Source organism: Allobosea sp. GW821-FHT12C12 (genome assembly GCF_058807355.1).
Genome location: NZ_JBXAQP010000006.1, coordinates 179,818 through 200,832 on the forward strand (window position 1 = coordinate 179,818; position 21,015 = coordinate 200,832).

20 protein-coding genes and 1 tRNA gene are annotated in these 21,015 nt (G+C 70.1%); 11 read left to right on the top strand and 10 right to left on the bottom strand.

The genetic code is table 11. The features are described 5' to 3' along the window. The first annotated feature begins 297 nt into the window (after window positions 1-297). The gene (locus AC1RRW_RS11140; RefSeq protein ID WP_492900808.1) at window positions 298-927 is read left to right on the top strand and encodes a transglutaminase-like cysteine peptidase; all 630 of its coding nucleotides are present in this window, start codon (window positions 298-300) and stop codon (window positions 925-927) included. 216 nt (window positions 928-1,143) lie between these two features. On the opposite strand, the gene AC1RRW_RS11145 is transcribed toward AC1RRW_RS11140, so the two are convergent. Continuing rightward, entirely contained in the window at window positions 1,144-1,674 is a 531-nt protein-coding gene (locus AC1RRW_RS11145) for a gamma carbonic anhydrase family protein (RefSeq protein ID WP_492900810.1), read from the bottom strand. 73 nt (window positions 1,675-1,747) lie between these two features. Beyond that, entirely contained in the window at window positions 1,748-2,077 is a 330-nt protein-coding gene (locus tag AC1RRW_RS11150; RefSeq protein ID WP_492900811.1) for a DUF6949 family protein, read from the bottom strand. Between the two features lie 204 nt (window positions 2,078-2,281). Here AC1RRW_RS11150 and AC1RRW_RS11155 point away from each other — a divergent pair, with 204 nt between their 5' ends. Beyond that, window positions 2,282-3,004, top strand: coding sequence for a hypothetical protein (locus AC1RRW_RS11155; protein WP_492900812.1), 723 nt, complete (start codon window positions 2,282-2,284; stop codon window positions 3,002-3,004). Window positions 3,005-3,173: 169 nt separating this feature from the next. Here AC1RRW_RS11155 and AC1RRW_RS11160 read toward each other — a convergent pair whose 3' ends face one another. Then, the gene (locus AC1RRW_RS11160; RefSeq protein WP_492900813.1) at window positions 3,174-3,386 is read right to left on the bottom strand and encodes a DUF3126 family protein; all 213 of its coding nucleotides are present in this window, start codon (window positions 3,384-3,386) and stop codon (window positions 3,174-3,176) included. Between the two features lie 536 nt (window positions 3,387-3,922). Further along, the gene (gene glyA, locus AC1RRW_RS11165; RefSeq protein ID WP_492900814.1) at window positions 3,923-5,245 is read right to left on the bottom strand and encodes a serine hydroxymethyltransferase; all 1,323 of its coding nucleotides are present in this window, start codon (window positions 5,243-5,245) and stop codon (window positions 3,923-3,925) included. A gap of 123 nt (window positions 5,246-5,368) precedes the next feature. Here glyA and AC1RRW_RS11170 point away from each other — a divergent pair, with 123 nt between their 5' ends. Continuing rightward, on the top strand, window positions 5,369-6,232 hold the full coding sequence (locus AC1RRW_RS11170) for a LysR family transcriptional regulator (RefSeq protein WP_492900815.1): 864 nt from the start codon (window positions 5,369-5,371) through the stop codon (window positions 6,230-6,232). A 4-nt stretch (window positions 6,233-6,236) separates the two neighbouring features. On the opposite strand, the gene cysE is transcribed toward AC1RRW_RS11170, so the two are convergent. Beyond that, the gene (gene cysE / locus AC1RRW_RS11175; RefSeq protein WP_492900816.1) at window positions 6,237-7,085 is read right to left on the bottom strand and encodes a serine O-acetyltransferase; all 849 of its coding nucleotides are present in this window, start codon (window positions 7,083-7,085) and stop codon (window positions 6,237-6,239) included. Between the two features lie 164 nt (window positions 7,086-7,249). Beyond that, a complete protein-coding gene (locus AC1RRW_RS11180) occupies window positions 7,250-8,014 on the bottom strand; it encodes an alpha/beta fold hydrolase (RefSeq protein ID WP_492900817.1) in 765 nt (254 codons plus the stop codon). A gap of 98 nt (window positions 8,015-8,112) precedes the next feature. Between AC1RRW_RS11180 and AC1RRW_RS11185 the strand changes: the two genes are divergently transcribed. From AC1RRW_RS11185 to AC1RRW_RS11215, 7 genes are all read left to right on the top strand, one after another. Continuing rightward, window positions 8,113-9,087 (top strand): acetyltransferase domain-containing protein, encoded by a 975-nt coding sequence (locus tag AC1RRW_RS11185; protein WP_492900819.1) that lies wholly within the window; start codon window positions 8,113-8,115, stop codon window positions 9,085-9,087. A gap of 81 nt (window positions 9,088-9,168) precedes the next feature. Further along, window positions 9,169-9,420: a zinc-finger domain-containing protein gene (locus AC1RRW_RS11190; protein ID WP_492900820.1), complete on the top strand. Its 252-nt coding sequence runs from the start codon at window positions 9,169-9,171 to the stop codon at window positions 9,418-9,420. 21 nt (window positions 9,421-9,441) lie between these two features. Then, the gene (locus tag AC1RRW_RS11195) at window positions 9,442-10,629 is read left to right on the top strand and encodes an FAD-dependent monooxygenase (protein ID WP_492900821.1); all 1,188 of its coding nucleotides are present in this window, start codon (window positions 9,442-9,444) and stop codon (window positions 10,627-10,629) included. 89 nt (window positions 10,630-10,718) lie between these two features. Next, window positions 10,719-11,036: a hypothetical protein gene (locus AC1RRW_RS11200; protein ID WP_492900822.1), complete on the top strand. Its 318-nt coding sequence runs from the start codon at window positions 10,719-10,721 to the stop codon at window positions 11,034-11,036. A 339-nt stretch (window positions 11,037-11,375) separates the two neighbouring features. Then, the gene (locus AC1RRW_RS11205) at window positions 11,376-12,638 is read left to right on the top strand and encodes a hemolysin family protein (protein ID WP_492900900.1); all 1,263 of its coding nucleotides are present in this window, start codon (window positions 11,376-11,378) and stop codon (window positions 12,636-12,638) included. A 72-nt stretch (window positions 12,639-12,710) separates the two neighbouring features. After that, a complete protein-coding gene (locus AC1RRW_RS11210; protein WP_492900823.1) occupies window positions 12,711-12,989 on the top strand; it encodes a metal-sensing transcriptional repressor in 279 nt (92 codons plus the stop codon). An 11-nt stretch (window positions 12,990-13,000) separates the two neighbouring features. After that, complete coding sequence (locus AC1RRW_RS11215) at window positions 13,001-14,353, top strand: MFS transporter (RefSeq protein WP_492900824.1); 1,353 nt, start codon at window positions 13,001-13,003, stop codon at window positions 14,351-14,353. Window positions 14,354-14,551: 198 nt separating this feature from the next. Here the strand turns inward: AC1RRW_RS11215 and AC1RRW_RS11220 are convergent. From AC1RRW_RS11220 to AC1RRW_RS11235, 4 genes are all read right to left on the bottom strand, one after another. Further along, a tRNA-Leu gene (locus tag AC1RRW_RS11220) sits at window positions 14,552-14,639 on the bottom strand. Window positions 14,640-14,700: 61 nt separating this feature from the next. Continuing rightward, window positions 14,701-15,363 (bottom strand): DUF1190 domain-containing protein, encoded by a 663-nt coding sequence (locus AC1RRW_RS11225; protein ID WP_492900825.1) that lies wholly within the window; start codon window positions 15,361-15,363, stop codon window positions 14,701-14,703. 28 nt (window positions 15,364-15,391) lie between these two features. Next, window positions 15,392-16,972: an AMP-binding protein gene (locus AC1RRW_RS11230; RefSeq protein WP_492900826.1), complete on the bottom strand. Its 1,581-nt coding sequence runs from the start codon at window positions 16,970-16,972 to the stop codon at window positions 15,392-15,394. Between the two features lie 82 nt (window positions 16,973-17,054). Continuing rightward, window positions 17,055-19,871: a phosphoenolpyruvate carboxylase gene (locus AC1RRW_RS11235; RefSeq protein ID WP_492900827.1), complete on the bottom strand. Its 2,817-nt coding sequence runs from the start codon at window positions 19,869-19,871 to the stop codon at window positions 17,055-17,057. Between the two features lie 202 nt (window positions 19,872-20,073). On the opposite strand from AC1RRW_RS11235, the gene AC1RRW_RS11240 reads away from it, so the two are divergent. Continuing rightward, window positions 20,074-21,015 carry a DMT family transporter gene (locus AC1RRW_RS11240; RefSeq protein ID WP_492900828.1) on the top strand — a complete coding sequence of 314 codons (942 nt, stop codon included), beginning with the start codon at window positions 20,074-20,076 and terminating at the stop codon, window positions 21,013-21,015.

Sequence of the window (21,015 nt, forward strand, 5' to 3'; positions counted from 1 at the left end):
GGCGCCGGCGAGCCACCGTCAGTATCGAAGACGATCCGGATGCGCTCGCTTGGCGCGCGGCGCGGAGCCGGCCGGCCCTATGGCGTCGAAGGATCGATCACCATCATGGCGGCGAGCGCTGGTTAACGGCCTCCAAATGCAGCGCCGGAATTTATTACCTTCGCATTCGCAGTGAATTTATACTGTTCCATGGCGCAAGCCCATATCGGCCGAATACATAAAATTGCTCGCTTTCATTTCAAATCAAATCCACGCGCCCCACGCAATGTCGGCCCCAGGGACAAGAAAGGGGACGTCATGCAGTTCATTCATCGTGGTTTCTTCGGTCCGGCGCTCGCCGTGCTCATCACCGCCGCCGGCTCCGCCGCCCAGGCGCAGTCGAGCGCCGGCCTGCCGGTCGCCAGCCTGCCGATCGCGACCTCCGGCGACGCCAGGGCTCCCTACGCCTGGAGCGACCTGTGCAAGCGCAGCCCGGCCGAGTGCCGCGTCGATGTCGGCGAGCCCGAAAGCGTCGAGATGACGCCGAAGCTCTGGAAGACGATCGTCGCGATCAACAACCAGGCCAACCGCGAGATCGAGGCCGTCACCGACCAGGATCATTGGGGCGTGGTCGACCGCTGGGACATTCCGACCGACGGCAAGGGCGACTGCGAGGACTACGCGCTGCTGAAGCGCAAGCGTCTCGCCGAGGCCGGCGTGCCGCGCCGGGTCCTGCTGATGACGGTCGTGATCGACGAGGAGAACGCCGGTCATGCCGTGCTGATGATCCGCACCGATCGCGGCGACTATATCCTCGACAACAAGCGCAACGCGGTCCTGCCCTGGGCCCAGACCGGCTACATCTACGTCAAGCGCGAATCCCAGGCCCGCGTCGGCTGGACCTCGCTCGGCGGCCTGCAGACGCCGAGCGTCGCGTCGCTGCGCTGAGGATCGACGAAGCACCGCCGCAGCCGCCGGACGTGGCCGGCTGAGGCGATCCCTTGGAGACGACGCCGGGCGCAAGGGACGCCCGCGACGCTCCAACCCAAAGGCGAGGCTCGGTCACGTCCCCACCCCACCCGTCCCCAGGCCGGGTTTCGCCACAGGGCCGGTCTCCCTTCCCCAGGGAGGCCGGCCCGACCTTTCTGAAGCGCGCAGGTCAGTTCAGCCGAGCCGCCTCATTCCGGCCGCGAAGCGCTTCCAGCGCGCGGCGTAGTTGATCGCCGAGCCGGCGATGCCGGCGGCGGCCGCCTCGTCGAGCGTGCGGATCGCCTTGGCCGGCGCGCCGACGATCAGCGAGTTGTCGGGGAACGCCTTGCCCTCGGTCACCAGCGCATTCGCCCCGACCAGGCTGTTCCGGCCGATCCGGGCGCCGTTCAGCACCGTCGCGCCCATGCCGATCAGGCAATTGTCGCCGACCACGCAGCCATGGAGAATGGCGCGATGGCCGATGGTGCAGCCGGCGCCGACGCTGAGCGGGTGACCCATGTCGGTGTGCAGGACGCAGCCTTCCTGGATGTTGCTGCCCTGCCCGATCCCGATCCACTCATTGTCGCCGCGCAACACCGCGCCGAACCAGATCCCGACATCGACCGCGATCCTGACCTTGCCGATCAGACGGGCGTCGGGCGCGAGCCACCAGGCGTCGTCGTCCGGAACCTCCGGGGCGACCCCGTCGAGTGAATAAAGCGGCATGGCAGGCGATCCTTCGCTGGTCGAGCCGGCGAGAATTGCAGAGGCAAGCGGGCTTGCGTCAAGCAACCTCGCGTCAGGCGCCGGCGACGAATTGCAGCAGATCGAGCACGACGCGGCCGCAGGCCATGCTCCACAGCCCGGCGATCATGCTCGCCAGCATCACGAAGACGAACGGCCGGCCCTCGATGCGCCGGCCGCGCACCGTGTTGCGCAGGATCAGGAAGGGCGCGCTGAAGACCACGACCGGCACGCTCGCCACCGCCGCGAGGCCGCCGGACCGCAGCAGCTCGAAATCGGCGCGGCGGGCGGTGAAGAGCTCGAAGGCGCTGGCGAGCAGGCCGGCGAAGGCGAATCCGATGAACAGCGACTGGAGCGCCGCTATGGCGGCGGGATCGAGCGACACGACGAAAGGCTCCGGGCTTGGACCGGCGCCACAGTGCCGCATGGTTTACGAATGGTGAAGAAAAGCCTCGAGCGATGGTAAACGCGCCTCTGGCGGGCCGACAGGCGAGGAGCGCCGCCGCCGGCCGCGAGGGTTATGGTTTACGGTGCGTTAAGGCCGGGATGCTTCACTGCCGGCGTCCTGCTCCGAAGGCGAAAAACGACCGTGACCGCTTCCCTCTCGCACCAGCCCAACGCCCAGCCGGCCGCGGACCTCGCCACGCTGATCCGCCAGAAACTGAAGCGCCCGCCCCCGGTGCTGCCGCGCGCCGACGGCGCGCTCGTCAAGGCGGCTCTCGCGATCATGCTGATCGGCGCGGCCGCCACCGGCCTCGCGCTCCACGCCGACCGCCCCGACGGCGAAGCGGCGACCCAGACGCAACCCGCCCGCATCGGCGATGTCGCGCTCTCGGTGCCGCGCGGCCTGATCGGCCCCGAGGCCGACGACGCCGGCCGCCTCGTCGGCATGGTGCGCCTGCGGCTCGACTGGCCGAGCTTCGGGCCGGCGCAGCTGCAGGGCCGCAACCGGCTCCTGGTGACGCTGAGCCCGCCCGACAAGGTCAACGAGCCGGCGACGCAGCTCTCCGTCTATGCCCGTTTCCTGACTCCGACCGTCTGGTCGAATCCCGGCGGCCTCGTCGTGCGCGGCTTCCGCAAGGGCTCGCCCTATGAGGGCGACGAGCTCTACGTCTCGGTGCCGGACGGACGCGGCTTCGCGGCGCGCTGCCCGCTCGACACCAACGCGGGCGCATCCCTCGACGAGCTGTGCCGCGTCACCTTCCGCCATCGCGGCGTCGACGTGAACATCCGCTTCCCGCGCACGATCATCGCCGACTGGGAACTGATGCTCGGCGGCGTCCGCCGCACCATCGACGGGATGATGCGCTGAGCTTTCCGGTTTCGCCAGGCCGCAGACCGTCGCTCTCGGAATGCGCTCCGGTGAGTCGGCTGGCGTGGCGTTCGAGAACCGGAGCGCAGCGGACTGATGTCCGTGAGCATCAAAAGCGCGGAAGGCCGGGCCAGGCGGCCTCCGGAGCAGCATTCCGGAAGCGGCGGCCTCAGTCGTCGAGGTCGACGTCGAGGATCGCCATGGTGAAGTTGAACGAGCGGTCGCCGTCCTCGTCGTCGACATGGATGATGCCGATGAACTCGTCGGCGAGATAGACCTCGGCCGAATCGGTCTTCTTCATCCGGGCGCGCACGCTGATCGCGTGGTTCGCGAAGGTGCGGCGCAGATAGGCTTCGAGCTTGGCGAGTTCTGTCTTGTCCACGGTCCTGGTCCTCATCTGTTGGCCGGAGCGATGCCATGACGGGGCCGGGAGGGCAAGCGCGGGGGGCCTTTTCCTTCTCATGGCACGGGTCTGTGGGGGCGGGGATTGAGGCTGCCGACGGCGGGTGGCAGGAGCCTCGCCCGCGATCAAGCCGCCCGGTCGAGCCGCTGCATTTCGCTGCGGAATTCAAGCCGGAGCTGGTCGGCCTCGTCGTCCGGAAGCCAGTTCGCCATCTGCGGGAACACCGTCCGCCAGGCGCTCCCTGATGACCTCGTCACGTTCGGCCTGCAAACGCCCCCAGCGCGCTGTTAGTGTTTGCTTGTCAGGCGCGATCACCCACGTCCTCCCCGGCATGACGCGCGAGCCATTGTAGACAAACAGATCGCTCAGCGCCGGAAAATCCGCCCGCGCCCCGGTTGCGTCCGGCAGGAACGGCTCCCGCCAGCCGATTGCGATTTCTCCGTTATCGCAACCATAGGTCAGGGACGGGCAAACGCCAGACATGCCGCCGGGTCGCGCTTGCCAACGCCCTCCCCTCATCTCATGAACCGCAACTCCCTGAACCGCCCTCTCATTTCCGTCACATCCCGCGCAACCGCCTCCGCCGGCCTCGCCCCGCTCAGCCCCTCGGCGATATACCCCGCCAGTTCCGGCATGTCCGCCGGCGTCATGCCGAAGCGGACGATCTCCGGCGTTCCGAGGCGCAGGCCGTTCACGTCTCCCGCCACCTCCGGCAGCGGCAGGCCGATGCCGCAGGAGAGGATGTTGACGGCGCGGAGCTTTTTCGCCGCCGCCTGGCCGCCGCCATAAGGGGCGGCCTCGATCGCGAACTGGTGCGAGGTCGTGATGCCGCGGTCGCGGGCGAAGACCGGGACCTGATGGGCGACCAGCGCCTCGCCCAGCGCCTGCGCGGTCCGCGCCATCATCGTCGCATAGGCGCGGCCATGCTCCTTCCAGTCGAGCAAAGTGATGGCGAGGGAGGCCGATTTCGCGGCGTCGAAATTGGCGGTGAGGCCGGGATAGGCGATCGCGTCGAGCTTTCTGGCGATCTCCGCGTCGTTGGTGACGATCAGGCCCGAGGGCGGGCCGCCGAGGCTCTTGTAGGTGCTCATCGTCATGAGGTGAGCGCCCTCATCGAGCGGCTGCTGCCAGGCCCGGCCGGCGATCATGCCCGACATATGGGCGGCGTCGAACAGCACCAGCGCGCCGATCTCGTCGGCGATCGCGCGGATCTCGCGGATCGGATGGGCGAAGAGGTTGAGGCTGCCGCCGATCGAGATGAGCTTCGGCCTGAGCCGCAGCGCGTCTTCGCGCAGGCGGGTCAGATCGACGGTGTAGTCGACCGGATCGACCGGGGCGGGATGTGTGACGATGCCGTAAAGCCCCGCCGCGCCGGCGCCGTGATGGGTGACGTGGCCGCCGATGGCGGGGGGCGGCGCGATGATGCAGTCGCCCGCCCTGGCCGCGACCATGAAGGCGTAGAGATTGGCGATGGCGCCGGACGGCACGCGGATCTCGGCGTATCTCGCGCCGAAGACCTGCGCGGCGAGTTCGGCCGCGATGATCTCGATCTGCTCGATCGCCTCCAGCCCCATCTCGTATTTGTCGCCGGGATAGCCGAGCGAGGGCCGCGCGCCGAGGCCCGCCGAGAGCGCCGCCTCGGCCCTGGGGTTCATGACGTTGGTGGCGGGGTTGAGGTTGATGCAGTCGCGCTCGTGGATGATGCGGTTTTCGGCGGTGAGCGCGGCGATGCGCGCTTCGACCGCGTCCGGCGGCTGGCCCGCGACCTCGCCCGCGACCTTCAGCACGTAATCCTCGCTCGCGGCGGGAACCCAGTCGCGCCTGCTCAAAGCCGTCATGGTGGGGATCTCCGGTCCCGATGCTGCGGAAGGCGAGCGATATGAGCGGTTTGCGCCGGCTCGCGCAAACGAGTATTCGTCGTCGGCAGGCTGAGGAAAGCTCAGCCTCGATCAAGGTCCGCCATGCCGGTCAAGCCGCCCCGCCCGCGCCTGCCGCCGCTCAACGCCTTGCGCGCCTTCGAGGCGGCGGCGCGAGGCGAGAGCTTCGCCAAGGCGGCCGACGAGCTCGGCGTCACGCCGGGCGCGGTGACGCAGCAGATCCGGCAGCTGGAGGCCTTTCTCGGCTTTCCGCTGTTTCGCCGGCTGCCGCAGGGCGTCGCGCCGACCGATGCGGCGCGCCACGCGCTGCCGCGCCTCGGCCGGGGTTTCGACGAGCTCGGCCACGGCGTCGAGGCGCTGCGGGCCGGGCATTCCGGGCGGGCGCTGACCATCGCCGCCCTGCCCTGCCTCGCCCAGCTCTGGCTTTCGCCGAGGCTGGCTGGCTTGCGCGCCGCCTTTCCCGAACTGCAGGTCTCGGTCTCGGCGATGGAGGAGCCTCCCGATCCGCGCCGCGAGCCGCACGACCTGGCGCTGTTCTACGTGGCTCATGAGGGCGACGGGCAGGACGCGATCCTGCCGGTCTGCGCGCCGGCGCTTGCGGTGCGGCTGTCGAGGCCGGCCGATCTCGCGCGCGCAACGCTGCTGCACGACGCCGTCTGGCGGCAGGACTGGCGGCGCTGGCTCGGCTTCGTCGGCGAGCCGGCGGTCGATCCGGCGCGCGGGCCGTCCTTCTCGCTCTACAGCCTGGCGCTGGATGCGGCGCTCTCGGGTTCCGGCGTGCTGACGGGGCGCAGAAGCCTGATCGGCCCGCATCTCGACGACGGCCGGCTGGTCGCGCCGTTCGGCCAGGCGATGCCGACGGGCGACCGGATGGCGCTGACGCCGGCGCGACAGCGCGATCCGCATCCGCTGGCGGAGCGGGCGAAAGCCTGGCTGGAAAGGGCGTAAGCCCTCAGATATCCGCGCCGCAATCGCCGGTCAGGATCTGGTCCATCGAGCGCGAGGGCTCGGCGCAGCCCGCCTCCCCCACGACCTTGGCCGGCACGCCCGCGACCGTCTTGTTGCGCGGCACGCTCCGCAGCACGACGGAGCCCGCCGCGACGCGGGTGCACTGGCCGATCTCGATATTGCCGAGGATTTTCGCGCCCGCGCCGATCAGCACGCCCTTGCGGATCTTGGGATGGCGGTCGCCGCCCTGCTTGCCCGTGCCGCCCAGCGTCACCGAATGCAGCAGCGAGACGTCGTCCTCGATCACCGCCGTCTCGCCGACGACGAGCCCGGTCGCATGGTCGAGGAAGACGCCCTTGCCGATGCGCGCGTTGGGATTGATGTCGGTCTGGAACACCTCCGACGAGCGGCTCTGCAGATAGAGCGCGAAATCGCGCCGGCCCAGCCGCCAGAGCCAATGCGCCAGGCGGTGGCATTGCAGCGCATGGAAGCCCTTGAAATAGAGCACCGGCTCCAGCACGCGGTAGCAGGCCGGGTCGCGCTCCAGCACGGCCGCGACGTCGGCGCGCATGCCGGCCGCGATGTCGGGATCGCCGGCCAGCGCCTCGTCATAGGCCTGCTCGATCAGATCGGCCGCCATCGCCGGATGGGCGACGCGCGACGCGACGCGATGGCTGACCGCCGCCTCGAAGCTCGGCTGGTTCAGCACGGAGGCCATCATCAGGCCGGCGAGCGCGGGCTCTGCCGCGACCGCGGCTTCCGCCTCGCGCCGCAGCCGCGTCCAGACCGGATCGACCCTGTCGAGCCCGGTCGCGGGATCGCGGGTCTCGATGCTCGAACGACCGATGGGCATGGAAGGTCTCCGCTCGCGTTCAGACGCCACAGGTCGTCCGCCGCGGCGGGACCCGGATGTCGATGGCCTCTCTCCTAGCTGAATCAGGCTCTCAAGCAAAGGACTCTCTTTGGCAGCGCCTCGCGCCAACCCCTTGGTGTAGAATAATTTTCTACGCCCGGCGATCACAACCGCGCCAAGAAATCGAGCGCCGCCTGCTTGTGGCCCTTGTCGCCGACGGCGAGGTTGTGGTCGCGGCCCTCGATCGCATGGGCCGCCGCGCCCGGGATCAGCGCCGCCAGCCTGTCGCCCGAGCCGGCGACGTCGTCCTTCGTGCCGACGCTGACCAGGGTCGGGACCGAGATCGCGCCGACCTGCGCCTTTGTCAGCGTCTGCCGCGAGCCCCTGATGCAGGCGGCGAGCGCCTTGAGGTCGCTCTTCGTCGCCTCGGCGAAGGCGCGGAACATGCGCTGCATCGGATCGGTCAGCTCGTCGAGCGAGCGCGCCTCCATCGCGTCGGCGATGCCGAGCGGCAGGCCGACGCCCTCGACCAGATGGATGCCGAGCCCGCCGAGCAAAAGCGCGCTCAGCCGCTCGGGATGCGCCAGCGCCAGATGCGCCGAGATGCGCGCGCCCATCGAATAGCCCATCACGGCGGCCCGGCCGATCTCGAGATGATCCATCAGCCGGCGCACATCCTCGGCCATGATCTGCGAGGAATAGGCGGCGGGCTCGTACAGCTTCTCGCTCTCGCCGTGGCCGCGATTGTCGAGCGCGACGACGCGGTAGCCGGCATGGGTCAGCGTCCTCGTCCAGTGCGTATTGACCCAGTTGACGGCGTGGCTTGAGCCGAAGCCATGAACGAGGACGATCGCCTTGCCGTGCGGCTCAGCCGTCGGCGCGAGATCGATATAGGCGAGGCTGACGCCGTCAGAGGAAAAGTGCCGCATGGCGAGTCGTCTGTGATCTGTGATGAATGAGCCTTTCCCTGCCATGCGAGGCGGGCTTTGGGTAGCCGAAACGCCGGGGCTTGCCTATGAGAACCGACATGAGCCAGACCGCTTCGCCCACCGCCGTCCCGCGCATCCCGCTCGTCGATCTCGCTCGCGGCGTCGCGCTGATGGCGATGGCGGTGTTCCACTTCGCCTACGACCTCTCTTTCTTCGGCCTGATCGAGACGGACGTGCCAAGCGAGCCGGGCTGGCGCTGGTTCGCGCGCATCATCGCCGGCTCGTTCCTGACGCTGGTCGGCGTCAACCTGGTGCTGGCGACGCAAGGCGGGCTGAAACGCGCCGCCTTTCTGAAGCGACTTGCGATGGTGGCGGCCGCCGCGCTGCTGGTCACCGTCGCGACGCGGTTCGCCATACCCGAGAACTTCGTCTTCTTCGGCATCCTGCATCATATCGCGCTGGCGAGCGTGCTCGGCCTCGCCTTCATCCGCGCGCCGGTCCCCGTGCTGGCGGCGGCTGCGGCGCTCTCCTTCGCGCTGCCCTTCATCGTCGGTCATCCGGCGCTGGACCTGGCCTGGTTCGACGAGCCATGGCTCGCCTTTATCGGCCTGTCGCCGATCGCGATCCGCAGCGCCGATTTCGTGCCGATCTTCCCGTGGTTCGGCTGCGTGCTCGGCGGCATGGCGCTGGCGCGGCTGGTGCTGGCGCGCGAGGCGCTGCCGGGCTGGGCGCGATGGAACCCGGACAACCCGGTCGCGCGGCTGCTGCGCTGGTGCGGCCGGCACAGCCTCGCCTTCTACCTGATCCACCAGCCCGTCCTGATCGGCGCGATCCTGCTGGCGCTTCAGGTCGCGCCGGTCGCGGTCCCGGAGGAGCGCCCGTTCATGCTCTCCTGCCAGCGCTCCTGCGCCGCGCCCACCATTCCGGCGGCCGACTGCAAGGCGCTCTGCGCCTGCACGATGGGCGAACTCAAGCGCGAGAACCTCTGGCGCAAGACGCTCGACAACACGCTGACGCCCGACGAAAGCGCGCGGATGTCGGAACTGGCCAAGGCCTGCCTGCGGAGACCCTGAGGCAATCGCGCACTGGCGCGGCGCGGCGCGGCGCGATAGCTTGCGCGCGATCGGATCGATACTCGAAGCAAGAGCAGACTCATGGCCGAGACCGGCATCCCGCATTTCCACAACGACCCCGGCGCGGCCGTCATCCATGTCGGCGCGAAGGAGTTCATGTGCATCGGCGCGAAGCCGCCCTTCGACCACCCGCATGTCTTCCTCGACATGGGCGGCGACGTCGAGATCGTCTGCCCCTATTGCTCGACGCTGTTCAAATACGAGCCGACGCTGAAGGGCGGCGCCTGCGCGCCGCCGGACTGCGCCCATCACGAAACCGCCCGGGCCGCCTGACCGCAGCATCGGCCGCTGCCCGTGACAGCCCCGCATATCCTGATCGCCGGCGCCGGAATCGGCGGGCTGACGACCGCCGTCGCGCTCGCCCGGCGCGGCATGGCCGTCATCGTGGCCGAAAAGCGCACCCGCTTCGCCGAGAGCGGAGCCGGCATCCAGTTGTCCCCCAATGCCGGCGAGGTGCTGGACGCACTCGATCTGCGCCTGCCGCTGAAGCGCGTCAGCGTCACGGCGCGGCGGCTGGTGGTGCGGCGCTGGCATGACGGCGCGGCGCTCTCCGAAATGCCGATGAGCGCGGGCGAAGGCGAGAGCCCGTTCCGTCTGCTCAAGCGCGCCGACCTTCACATGCTGCTGCTCGACGCCGCGCGCAGCCTTCCGAACATCCGGCTGATCGTCGGGCGCGGCGTCGAGACGGTCGAGCAGGATGCGGACGGGGTCAGCGCGACGCTTGTCGCCGAGAGCGGCCAGGCGGAAACGATCTCCGCGCTCGGCCTGATCGGCGCGGACGGGATCTGGTCGCGGCTGCGCGAACTCAACGGCGATGCCAGCTTCCCGGCCTTCACCGGCTTCGAGGCCTGGCGCGCGCTGGTGCCGCTGCCGGGCGGCGTGCAGGGCGAGGCCCAGGTCACGCTGCATCTCGGCCGCGACCGGCACGCGGTGCATTATCCCGTCTCCGGCGGCCGCGAGACCAATCTCGTCATCATCCGCGCCGCCCGCGCGGCCCGGCCGGGATGGTCGCATGCGGGCGAGAATGCCGTGCTCGCCGGCCAGGTCGCCGGCGCGGCGCCGGCCCTGCGCAAACTGGCCTCGGCCGCCGGCTCCTGGCAGGTCTGGTCGCTCTACGATCGGCCGCCCGCCGCCATGGCCAGGGGCCGGATCGCGCTGCTGGGCGACGCGGCCCATCCCGTGCTGCCGTTCCTGGCGCAGGGGGCGGCGTTGGCGATCGAGGACGCCGCCGTGCTGGCGCGGCTGCTCGCCGGCCATCTCGAACGCGACGGCGCGGCCGGCGTGCCCGCCGCCATGGCGGCCTATGCGCGGGAACGCGCCGAGCGCGTCGCCCGCGTGCAGGAGACCAGCCGCGGCAACGGGCGCGCCTATCATCTCGGCCGCCCCTGGAGCTTCGCGCGCGATCTGGTGATGAGGCGGCTCGGCCCGGACGGACTGCGCCGCCGTCACGACTGGCTCTACGACTGGCGCGAGCGTGCCTGAGCCGCGTATCCCGGCCGCGGGAAACCGATCTCGCCTTCGCCGCATTCGCTTCCTATCTTCGGTCCTCGATCAACCGGGACGAAAGCGACATGATCCGCGTCAATCTGCATCAGCGGCCGGGTGGAGCGGCAGCGGGCCGACCGGCCTGGGCGACCTGGCTCGCCATGGCGGCGAGCGTGGTCGTCGGCGTGACGCTGTTCCTGCTGGCGGCGAGCCTGGCGCTGATCCTGATCCCGGTCGTTATGATCGTCGGCGCGATCGCGGCGTGGCGCATCCGCAGCCGGCTCAGGGCGGCCGGCTTCGGCCAGCCCGATCCTTTCGCCGATCAACCGCGCCCCTCGGAGCGCGTCGACGTGATCGAGGCCGAATATCGCGTCATCGATCCGGGCGAGCCGCCCCGCCGCTAGCCGCGCACCGACGGTCCGGCCCGCGGCCGCGCGTTCTCGGCCTCCAGTTCGGCGAGCCGTTCGCGCGCCGGCTCCAGGGCCGATGCGGGTTCGGCCTCGGCGAAGCGCGGCGCGAGGCGCCGGGAATGGCCGGTCGCCGCGCGGACCGGCGGAGCCGAGCGTCGGCCGGCGTCCAGGGTCGTGGCTTACCTCGCGACCTGATCCGGCTCGCTCCCCCGTTGACGAATCTTTGCGATGTCCCATCGCATCGCCGTGATCTTACGCTATAAACCCCGTGGAAGCGGGCCGCCGGCGAATGCGGCTTTCGCATGATGCAGGCCAGTTTTGTTAACCGAGATCCTGATCGTCGTGGCCCTGACCGTGATCAACGGTCTGCTCGCCATGTCCGAGCTCGCCGTCGTCTCGTCGCGACCCGCCAGGCTCAGGGTTCTCGGAGATCAGGGCAACAAGAGCGCGCTGACCGCGCTGCGCCTCGCCGAGGATCCCGGCCGCTTCCTCTCCACCGTGCAGATCGGAATCACGCTGGTCGGCGTGCTCTCGGGCGCGTTCTCGGGCGCGACGCTCGGAGCGCGGCTCGGCCACTGGCTCGAGACGCAGGGACTGACGCCGGCCGTCGCCGACGGCTTCGGCGTCGGCATCGTCGTCGTCGCGATCACCTATCTCTCGCTGATCATCGGCGAGCTCGTGCCCAAGCAGATCGCGCTGCGCGATCCCGAAAAGGTCGCCGCGCGCGTCGCGCCCGCCATGTCGCTGATCGCGAAAATCGGCGCGCCGCTGGTCTTCCTGCTGAACATCTCGGGCAAGGCGGTGCTGGCCCTGCTCGGCCAGAAGGGCGAGCCGGAGGAGACGGTCACCGAGGAGGAGGTCCGCACCATCATCGCTGAGGCCGAGACCGCCGGCGTGCTGGAGCGCGACGAGCGCGAGATGATCTCCGGCGTGATGCGTCTCGCCGACCGCTCGGCCCGCGCGCTGATGACCCCGCGCCGCGAGGTCGAGGTGATCGACCTCGCCGACACGGCCGACGAGATCCGCGCGCAGTTGCGGACGACCCGGCGCTCGCGCCTCCCGGTTCAGGACGGCGAGCCGGATTCGATCATCGGCGTCTGCGTCGTCAAGGACATGATCGACCGGCTCTCGGACGGCGAGACGCATGACCTGCGCGACCTGGTCGACGAGGCCCCGGTGGTGATGGACACCGCCAGCGCGCTGCGCATCCTGCGCGACATCCGCGCCTCGAAGGTGCATATGGCGCTGGTCTTCGACGAGTACGGCCATTTCGAGGGCATCATCACGCCCGGCGACGTGCTGGAGGCGATCATCGGCGCCTTCCAGGAGGAGGAAGAGAGCGAGCCGCCGATCGTGACGCGCAGCGACGGCTCCTGGCTCGTCGCCGGCTGGATGCAGGTCGACGAGTTCTCGCACGAGCTCGGCGTCCATATCCCGAGGGACGCCGACTACCAGACCGTCGCGGGCTTCGTGCTCGCCGAGATGAACCGGCTGCCCAGTGTCGGCGAGTTCTTCGAGAAGGGCCATTGGCGCTTCGAGGTGGTCGATCTCGACGGGCGGCGCATCGACAAGCTCCTGGTCAGCCGGCTCGACTGAGCGGGTCGGCCGGCTCGGCGATGACGGGAAACGCCGGTTTGCCATATCCCCTCCCGGAGGATAGGATACGGCATGGACCAGCCCCGTCGCCATGAAAGTCATCCCGCCATCGCCAGACGGCTGAAGCGGGCGGAAGGCCATTTGCGCGGCGTCGTCGCGATGATCGAGGCCGGGAAGCCTTGCGTCGAGATTGCGCAGCAGTTGCAGGCGGTCGAGAAAGCGGTGGGGCAGGCCAAGAAGGCGCTTATCCAGGATCATCTCGACCATTGTCTCGACGAGGCGGTCGGCGGGTTGTCGCGCGCCCAGCGTCAGCCGATCGACGACTTCAAGGCGATCGCCAAGTTCCTCTGAAGGCCAGACCGATGCTCGCCGTCCTCGCCAACCGCATCTATGGCCGGCTCTTCCTCGCGCAGGTCATCGCCCTGCTCGGCGCCGGCCTGCTCACGGTCGCTCTCGGGCTGCTCGCCTTCAATCTCGCCGGCGACAGGGCCGGCACGGTGCTGGGCGCCGCGCTGGCGATCAAGATGATCGCCTACGTCACCGTCGCGCCGGTCGTCGGAGCCTTTTCGGCGCGACTCCCGCGCAAGGCCTTCCTGATCGCGATGGATCTGATCCGGGCGGGAATCGCGCTGCTGCTCCCGTTCGTTACCGAGATCTGGCAGATCTACGTCCTGATCTTTCTGCTGCAGTCGGCTTCGGCCGCCTTCACCCCGCTGTTCCAGGCGACTATCCCCGACGTGCTGCCCGATGAGAACGACTACACGAAGGCGCTGTCGCTGTCCCGGCTGGCCTATGATCTGGAGAGCCTGATCAGCCCGATGCTGGCGGCCGCCCTGCTGACGCTGATCAGCTATCACTGGCTCTTCTCCGGCACGGTCGTCGGTTTCGTCGTCTCGGCCGCGCTCGTCCTGTCGGTGACGCTGCCAGTCCCGCCCGCGACGGTGCGGCCGGGCGGCATCTACGACAAGACCACGCGCGGCATGCGGATCTATCTGGCGACGCCGCGGCTGCGCGGCCTGCTCGCGCTCAACATGGCCGCCGCCGCCGCCGGCGCCATGGTAATCGTCAACACCATCGTCTTCGTGAAGGGCCGGCTGGGGCTCGGAGATGGTCAGGTCGCGCTGGCGCTGGCGTGCTTCGGCGCAGGCTCGATGATCGCCGCGCTTGCCTTGCCGCGCCTGCTGGAGGCGCTGCCGGACCGGCGCGTGATGTTCTCGGCCGCGATCTATCTCGGCTGCGTGCTCCTGATCGCGGTTGCGGGCATCCAGGTCTCGGCCGCGACGACGGTCGCTGGCGCGGGGCTCTGGCCGGGGCTGCTGGCGACCTGGCTGCTGCTCGGCCTGGGCTATTCGGCGGTGCAGACGCCCTCTGGCCGGCTGTTGCGCCGTTCCGCCCATGCGCAGGATCGCCCGGCCGTGTTCGCTGCCCAGTTTGCCCTGTCCCATGCCTGCTGGTTCGTCACCTATCCCCTTGCCGGATGGCTCGGCGCGGCTTTGCCGATCTCAATGACCTTCGGCGTCTTCGCGCTGCTGACGCTCGGTTCGGTCGCCGTTGCCATGCGCGTCTGGCCGTCCGACGAGAGGGACGACGTAGCCCACCGCCATGTCGACCTGCCCGCCGACCATCCCCATCTCGCCGGGGCGGGCGGCAATCTCCATGCCCATGCCTTCATCATCGACGATCTTCACCGGGAATGGCCCGAGCGGGTGGGCTAGAACGAGGGCGCGACGATGCATCGGGCGGTTCGCCGCGATCCGTCGCAGCCCGCCTGCCTTGCGGCTCAAGATCGCGGCAAGGGTTCATCCGCGACGACCCCGTGAGGCCTCGGCCCAAAGCTCGCGTCCAGCTTTCTGCTTTTCAGGATGGACGCCCATGCCGTCCAACCCGCCGATCACGGCCGCGAAGACGACCGATGGTGCGGACGGCGGGGATCGAACCCGCACAGCCTTTCGGGCCGAGAGATTTTAAGTCTCTTGCGTCTACCAGTTTCGCCACGTCCGCCTGTCCGCAGCGGTAGCCGGCGCAAGCGCCGCGTGCAAGCGCCGCCCCGCATGCGGGCGCCTCAGCGCCGCCTTGCCGGCTTGTACCATTCCACCCCGTCGGGATCGACATAGAGGCCGGGCGCGGCGTCGGCGCCGATGCGCTTCTGCTCCATCGGCACCGGCACGGTGTCGTCGCGGTCGCCGCGGCGGATATTGGGGCCGCTCGACTGCGGATTCTGGCCGCGGCCCTGGCCGCGCGCGCTGGCCAGGCCGATCACGGCCTGCCGGCCGGCGACCCTGTCCTGCAACTCGCTGACCGGCCGCCCGGCGAAGACGATGCGGCCTGCTCCCTCGAGCGCCGGCAGCGCGCGCCGCGCCGGTCCGTCGCCGGCGATGCGCACGCCGATGAAGCGCGGCGCATAGGTTGCCGGCCCGCCCTTGCCGAGCGAATCCCAGCCGCCGGTCGCGATGATCTGCGCGCCGCAGCGCTTGTGGCTGCGCTCGCACAGCTCCCGACTGGCATAGCGCGGGGCCTTCTGCTCGTACTCGGCCCGGGCGTTGCGATAGGCGAACTCGCATTGCGCCGCCGTCAGCAGGCCGGCCGCGATGCATTCGTCGCGGCGTTCATAGACCGCGCCCGCGCCTTGAGCGGCGAGGTCGGCCGGGGACGCCAGCGCGAGGGCGGGGGCGAGCGAGAAGACCCGCAGGGTCGCGAACAGCGATGAGGCAGGGAGCGTGATCATGGCGCGCACCATAATCAGGATTGTGGCGTCACAGCAGCGAACGGCGCGAGGCGGCGAGTTCGCGCGTCGCGCCGTAGTCGATCTTGCCGTTGCCGAGCACGGGAATGGCCGCCGTCGCCAGGATGGCGCGCGGCACCCACAGCTCGGGAAAGCCCTGCTCCTTCGCCGCCAGCTGCAGGGCGGCGCGGTCGGCGTTGGGGTTCTCGCTGACGAGCACGAGCTGCTCGCCCTTGCGCGGATCGGGCAGCGAGACGACGACGTGGTTGTGGCCGGGCCAGAGCCCCGACACCATCGCTTCCACCGCCGCCAGCGAGACCATCTCGCCGCCGAGCTTGGCGAAGCGCCTGGCGCGACCCTTGATCAGGATGAAGCCGTCGTCGATGACGACGATGTCGCCGGTGTCGTGCCAGCCGCCCTCGGGCGGGATCAGCTTTCCAGGCTCGTCCGCGCTGAGATAGCCGGCCATCACATTGGGCCCGCGCACGCGGAGCTTGCCGCCCTCGTTGATGCCCTCGACCGGATCGAGCCTCGCCTCGATGCCGGGCAGCAGGCGCCCGACGCTGCCCTCGCGCGTCGCGACCGGCGTGTTGCAGGCCAGCACCGGCGAGCATTCGGTGCAGCCATAGCCTTCGAGGATGGTGGTGCCGTAGGGCTCCCACATCTTTCGCGTGTCGGGCTTTACCCGCTCGGCGCCGGCGACGACGAAGCGCACGCTCTTCAGGTCGTTCGGCTCGGCGGCGCGGGCATAGCCCTGGAGGAAGGTGTCGGTCGCGAACAGGAAGGTGCAGCCGGTCTCGCCGATGAGGTTCGGCACCTGCTTGTAGTGCAGCGGGCTCGGATAGAGCACGACCTTCATGCCGTGGAAGAGCGGCATCAGCAACGCCGCCGTCAGCCCGAAGGAGTGGAAGGCCGGCAGCGGGTTCATCACCACGTCGCGCTCGGACAGAAAGCCCGCGGCGAGCGTGAAGATCTGGCGGGCGTTGGAGACGAGGTTGGCGTGGGAGAGCACGACGCCCTTGGGCTTGCCCTCGGTGCCGGAGGTGAAGAGCACGACGGCGGCGTCGTCCGGCCTGGCTTCGTAAGGCCTGTGCGCCAGCGCGGGAGCCAGGCTCCGCATCGCGCCGAAAACCTTGTCGAGGCTGGTGATCTCTTTGCGGACATCCTCGAGATAGATGATCCGCCGCCCCTCGCCCATCGCCGCCAGTTCGTCGTCGAGCTTGGCCTGGTCGGCGAAGCGGCGCGAGGTCACGATCGTCCTGAGCTCGGCGAGTTCGCAGGCCGCCTTCAGGTTCTTCAGGCCGGCGGTGAAGTTCAGCATCGCCGGCACGCGGCCGAAGGCGGTCAGGCCGAACAGGGTCACCGGCAGCGCCTGCACGTTCGGCAGGAACAGGCCGACGCGCTCGCCGGGCGCGGTCAGGCCGGCGAGCTTGCGCCCCAGCACCAGCGCCCCGAGCACGAGGTTGCCGTAGCTCAGCGGCTTGCGCTCGGGATCCTCCAGCGCGATGCGGCCCTTGCCGTGGCGGGCGGAGGCCTGCAGCAGGGCGCGGAACAGGCTGATGCGCGCGGCGGAGGGATCGAAGACGGGCAGATCGGTCTCGGCGGCGGCCATGTTTGGCTCGGGCTCCGGTTGGCGTTTCCTCTGGTTCCAACCTAAGCGGTTGCGGCCGCGTTGCAATCAACGGGCGCGAAAACTAGCCGAACGCGCCGATCTCGTGCTGGATCGCGCCGGAAATCTCGCGCAGCAGGGCGAAACTGTCCCGCATCGGCGCGAAGACGTCGCGATGCAGGGCCTGATAAGCGCCGCCCTCGCGCGGGCCGGGCGGCTCGCCGAAATCGAGCCCTGCGGTCGGATCGGGCGCGAGCGGGAAGATCTCGCCGAGCAGCGTCAGCGAGGCCGGGATGTCGAGACGCAGGATGCGTTCGATCAGCCCGTCGCGGGTGAGCCCGGCATGTGGCCGGAAATCGGGGATATGCGTCGCCAGGAACCAGATCCGGTGCATCGCCGCCAGCCTGAGCGCATGCAGGGCGACGAGCGAGACCGCCATACGCGGCGTCTCCCGCGTCACCGCGTTCAGTTTCAGCCGGTCGGAGGAGAGTCGCCAGAACAACTTGCGCAGGGAAGGCGCGAGATCGAGCCGGGCCAGCGCTCCGGCGACGCCGAGCAGCTCCTCGCGCCTGCCCTCGCGCTGCGTGCGCCGCGCCCGGTCGAACCAGCTGCCCGGGTCGAGCGTGTCGAGATAGGCGCGCAGCACGTCGAGATCGCTATGGGCCATGGCGCGCTCGGCGAGCCCGATGGCGCGGGCGAAGCGGTCGGAGCGCTCGCGCATCTGGCGGTAGAGATCGGGCGCGCGCGCCGCCGCCTGGCCGATGCCGTGGATGCTGTTTGCGAGCCAGCCGAGCTGCTGGAGGATGGCGTTGTTGGGAATGGCGCGCAGCTCGCGCGGATGGCGGATCATGGTCGGGCCGCCGGCGTCGCTCTGTCGCGCGGCCGGGCGCGAGCCGGTCCTGTCGAGCAGCGCGGGCCCGAAGGTGCCGATCAGCGCGGCATAGCCCGGATCGTCGACGAGCGCGGTCATCTCCTCGCGCACCGTCTGGAAGAACTCGGTGGCGAAATCGGGCTCGTCATAGATCGGGTCGCTGCTCGGCGGCTGGTCGGTGAAGACCGCCTCGGCGATGCGCCCGACGCTCGCCGCCGCCAGCGGACCCGAGCCGAACAGCAGATAGCCGTCGCTGCCCTGGAAACTCGTCTCGCGCACGGTCGCGATGCCGGCCTGCTGGAAGGAGCGGCGCGGATAGGCCGGATCGAGATAGGCGAGCCTGTCCTTCAGGCTCTCGGGATGGGCGCCGCGCCCGGCCGATTCGCCATGGGTGTCGAAGATGACGAGCTCGATGTCGGCCAACCCGTAGCGCGCCAGCAGATCGGCGATGCGCAGGCGCAGCCGCTCGATAAAGAAGGAGGCGGCGACCTGGCCGATGTAGCGGCCCGAATCGGAGTAGCCGAACTGCACGCAGAAGCGCCCGACGCGGCGCAGATAGTCGCGGAAATGCGGGCTGCGCAGCGCCTCGTCGATGATGCGCGGTCCCTGCTCCAGCGCCTCGGCCGTCTCGAACAGCGGCGAGATCTCGATCTTGCCGTCGATGCCGAAGCGTTTCGCCAGCCAGAGCGCGCAGAGCAGCGTGTAGCCGGTCTCGGTCTCGGCGATCAGGAAGCGAACCGGACGCGAGCCGTCGAGATGCTTCACGATCTGCGCGATCGTCATCGTCATCCGCGTCGCCGAGGCGCGCTCGGCGGCGAGCGCGCCGAAATCGACCGGGATCGCCTCGACCCTGGCGAGCTCGGCGTTCGCGGCGCCGAGGAAGGCGCGCCTGTGCGCCGGCAGGCCGGGATCCTCCTCCAGCGGGATGACGCCGCGCATGGCGTTGTGGAGCTGCGAGGCGTTGAGCCGGAAATGCGGCAGCGCGATCGACACGCCATGCGCGACGCAGCCGGCCCTGATCAGGCAGAGCGAAAGCGCCGTCTCGTCGTCCGGCGCGGCGGCGATCGCCCCGTCGAGCGCCGCGATCAGCCTCGAGGCTTCGGGCAGCGCGGTCTCGCGCTCATTGACCAGCGCGAGCGAAAACGCCTGCAGCGCCGCAAGCGTCGGCTGGCTGGAGATCGGAGGCGCGAGCGCGAGCTGGCGCTCGACGGCGGCGAGCGCATCCGTGACGAGGCTGCGCACCGGGTCCGCCGCCGTGCCCGCCGGCAGCTTCTCGAGGATGCGGGTGAACTGGCCCTGCTTCGATTCGAGCCGGTAGCGCAGCGTGTCCCACCAGCCGATATCGGTGCGCCCGTCGGTGTCGCATCCGACCCAGGAGGCCAGGATCAGCGGGCGGGGGCCGAGCTCCCGCCAGCGCGAAGGCCAGTGCTCGCGCGCCTCGGCCAGCAGCGCGGCGTTCAGCCGGTCGAGCGCGTCTCGGGCATGGCGCACGGAATGGCGCGCCTGCTCGAACTCGTCCTGCAGCGTGATCGCGCCGTCGGGCCGGAACGACAGCGCCTCCGCGTCGATCGCGGCCGCCCCGGCGGCGTCGCCCGAGGCCAGCGCCGCCAGCGCATGGGCGAGGCCCCGGCCCATGCCGAAGGTCGGATGGGCGGTGAAGACGGCGGCGAACCGGACGCGCCGCACCGCCGCCGAGAAATGCGCGAAGGATTTCTCGCGGGCGAAGGCGGCGTCGACGAGCCGGCGCGCGATCGCGGCCAGGACGGCGTCGGGGTCGCGCGTCAGCCCGACATAGCGCGCCGTGCGCTCCGCCCGCCCGGCGAGCGCCTGCCGGCCGAGATGACGCACCAGCATGAGCGCGCTTCCGGTGCTCATCTCGCCGCGATCCATCCGCCGCGTCAGCCAGAGCGCGACGCTCAGCACCGGGTTGCCGAAGGGATCCTCCCGCGCGTCGGCCTGAGCCGCGACGATCGCCGCCCGCAGTTCGGCGGCGAGCGCCTCCGGCTCCATCGATCCTGTGCTGATATCCATCGCGACCCGGCTCTCCATTCATGACACGGCAGGCAAGTTTCGGACCTTGATGTCCGGACCCCCGCCTTGCCCCAACCGCGGCCGCCATGCGCGATGCTCGGGCCGGCGCGGCGGCCATGCGCTTGCTGGGCCCGATCTCCAGCCGCCATAGCAGACCGGGCGAGGCTTTCGTCTCGCCGATTTCCCGACGGACATCCAGATCGTGACCACGGCCGCTCCGCAACCGCCAGCCGCTCCCGCGCCGTCGCCGGACCCGTCGCGCACGGAAGGACGCTGGCTCGGCATCGCCTGCGGGCTCGCGGCCGCGCTGATCTGGGGCGTGCAGGCTGTGATCTCGCGCCAGTCGGTGCTCGACGGGCTCACCGCCGGCGACGTCACCATCCTGCGCTTCGCCACCGCCGCCATCGCGCTGCTGCCGCTGGCGCTGGCGCGGCTGAAGCCTTTCCCCGTCGGGCGGCTGGGCTGGCGGCGGGCGCTGATCCTGACCGCGATCATCGGGCCGAGCTACAGCATGATCCTGGTCGGCGGCGCGTATTTCGCGCCGGCGCTGCACTCCTCGGTGATCTCGCCGGGGCTGATCCCGATCTGCACCGCCCTGCTCGCCTGGATCTGGCTCGGCGAACGCGCCGGTCCGCTGCGGCTCGCCGGGCTCGGCCTGCTCGTGCTCGGCATCGGCCTGTTTTCCTGGGAGGCGCTGCGGGGCGCGCCGACCCGCGCCGACGCCTGGATCGGCGACCTGCTCTTCGTCCTGATCGCGCTGCTCTGGTCCGTCTTCGGCCTTCTGGCGCGACGCTGGCGGGCCGACGCGGTCGAGGTCACGCTGGCGACGCTCATCCTGTCGCTGCCGCTCCTGCCATTGGTCTGGTGGCTGCTGCCGGGCCGTCTCGGCACGGTCGCCTGGCAGCCGATCCTGCTGCAGGCCGTCTATCAGGGGCTGCTCGTCGGAGCGCTCGCGCTCTTTCTCTATACCCGCGCGGTCGAGGCGCTGGGAGCCAGCCGCGCCGCGCTCTTCCTGCCGCTGGTGCCGATCGTCACGGCGCTCTCCGGAATCGCGCTGCTCGGCGAATGGCCGTCCGTTCTGGAGGCGTTGGGGATGGCGGTCGCGGTCGCGGGGATGGTGCTGGCCTTCGGCGCGGCGGGCTGA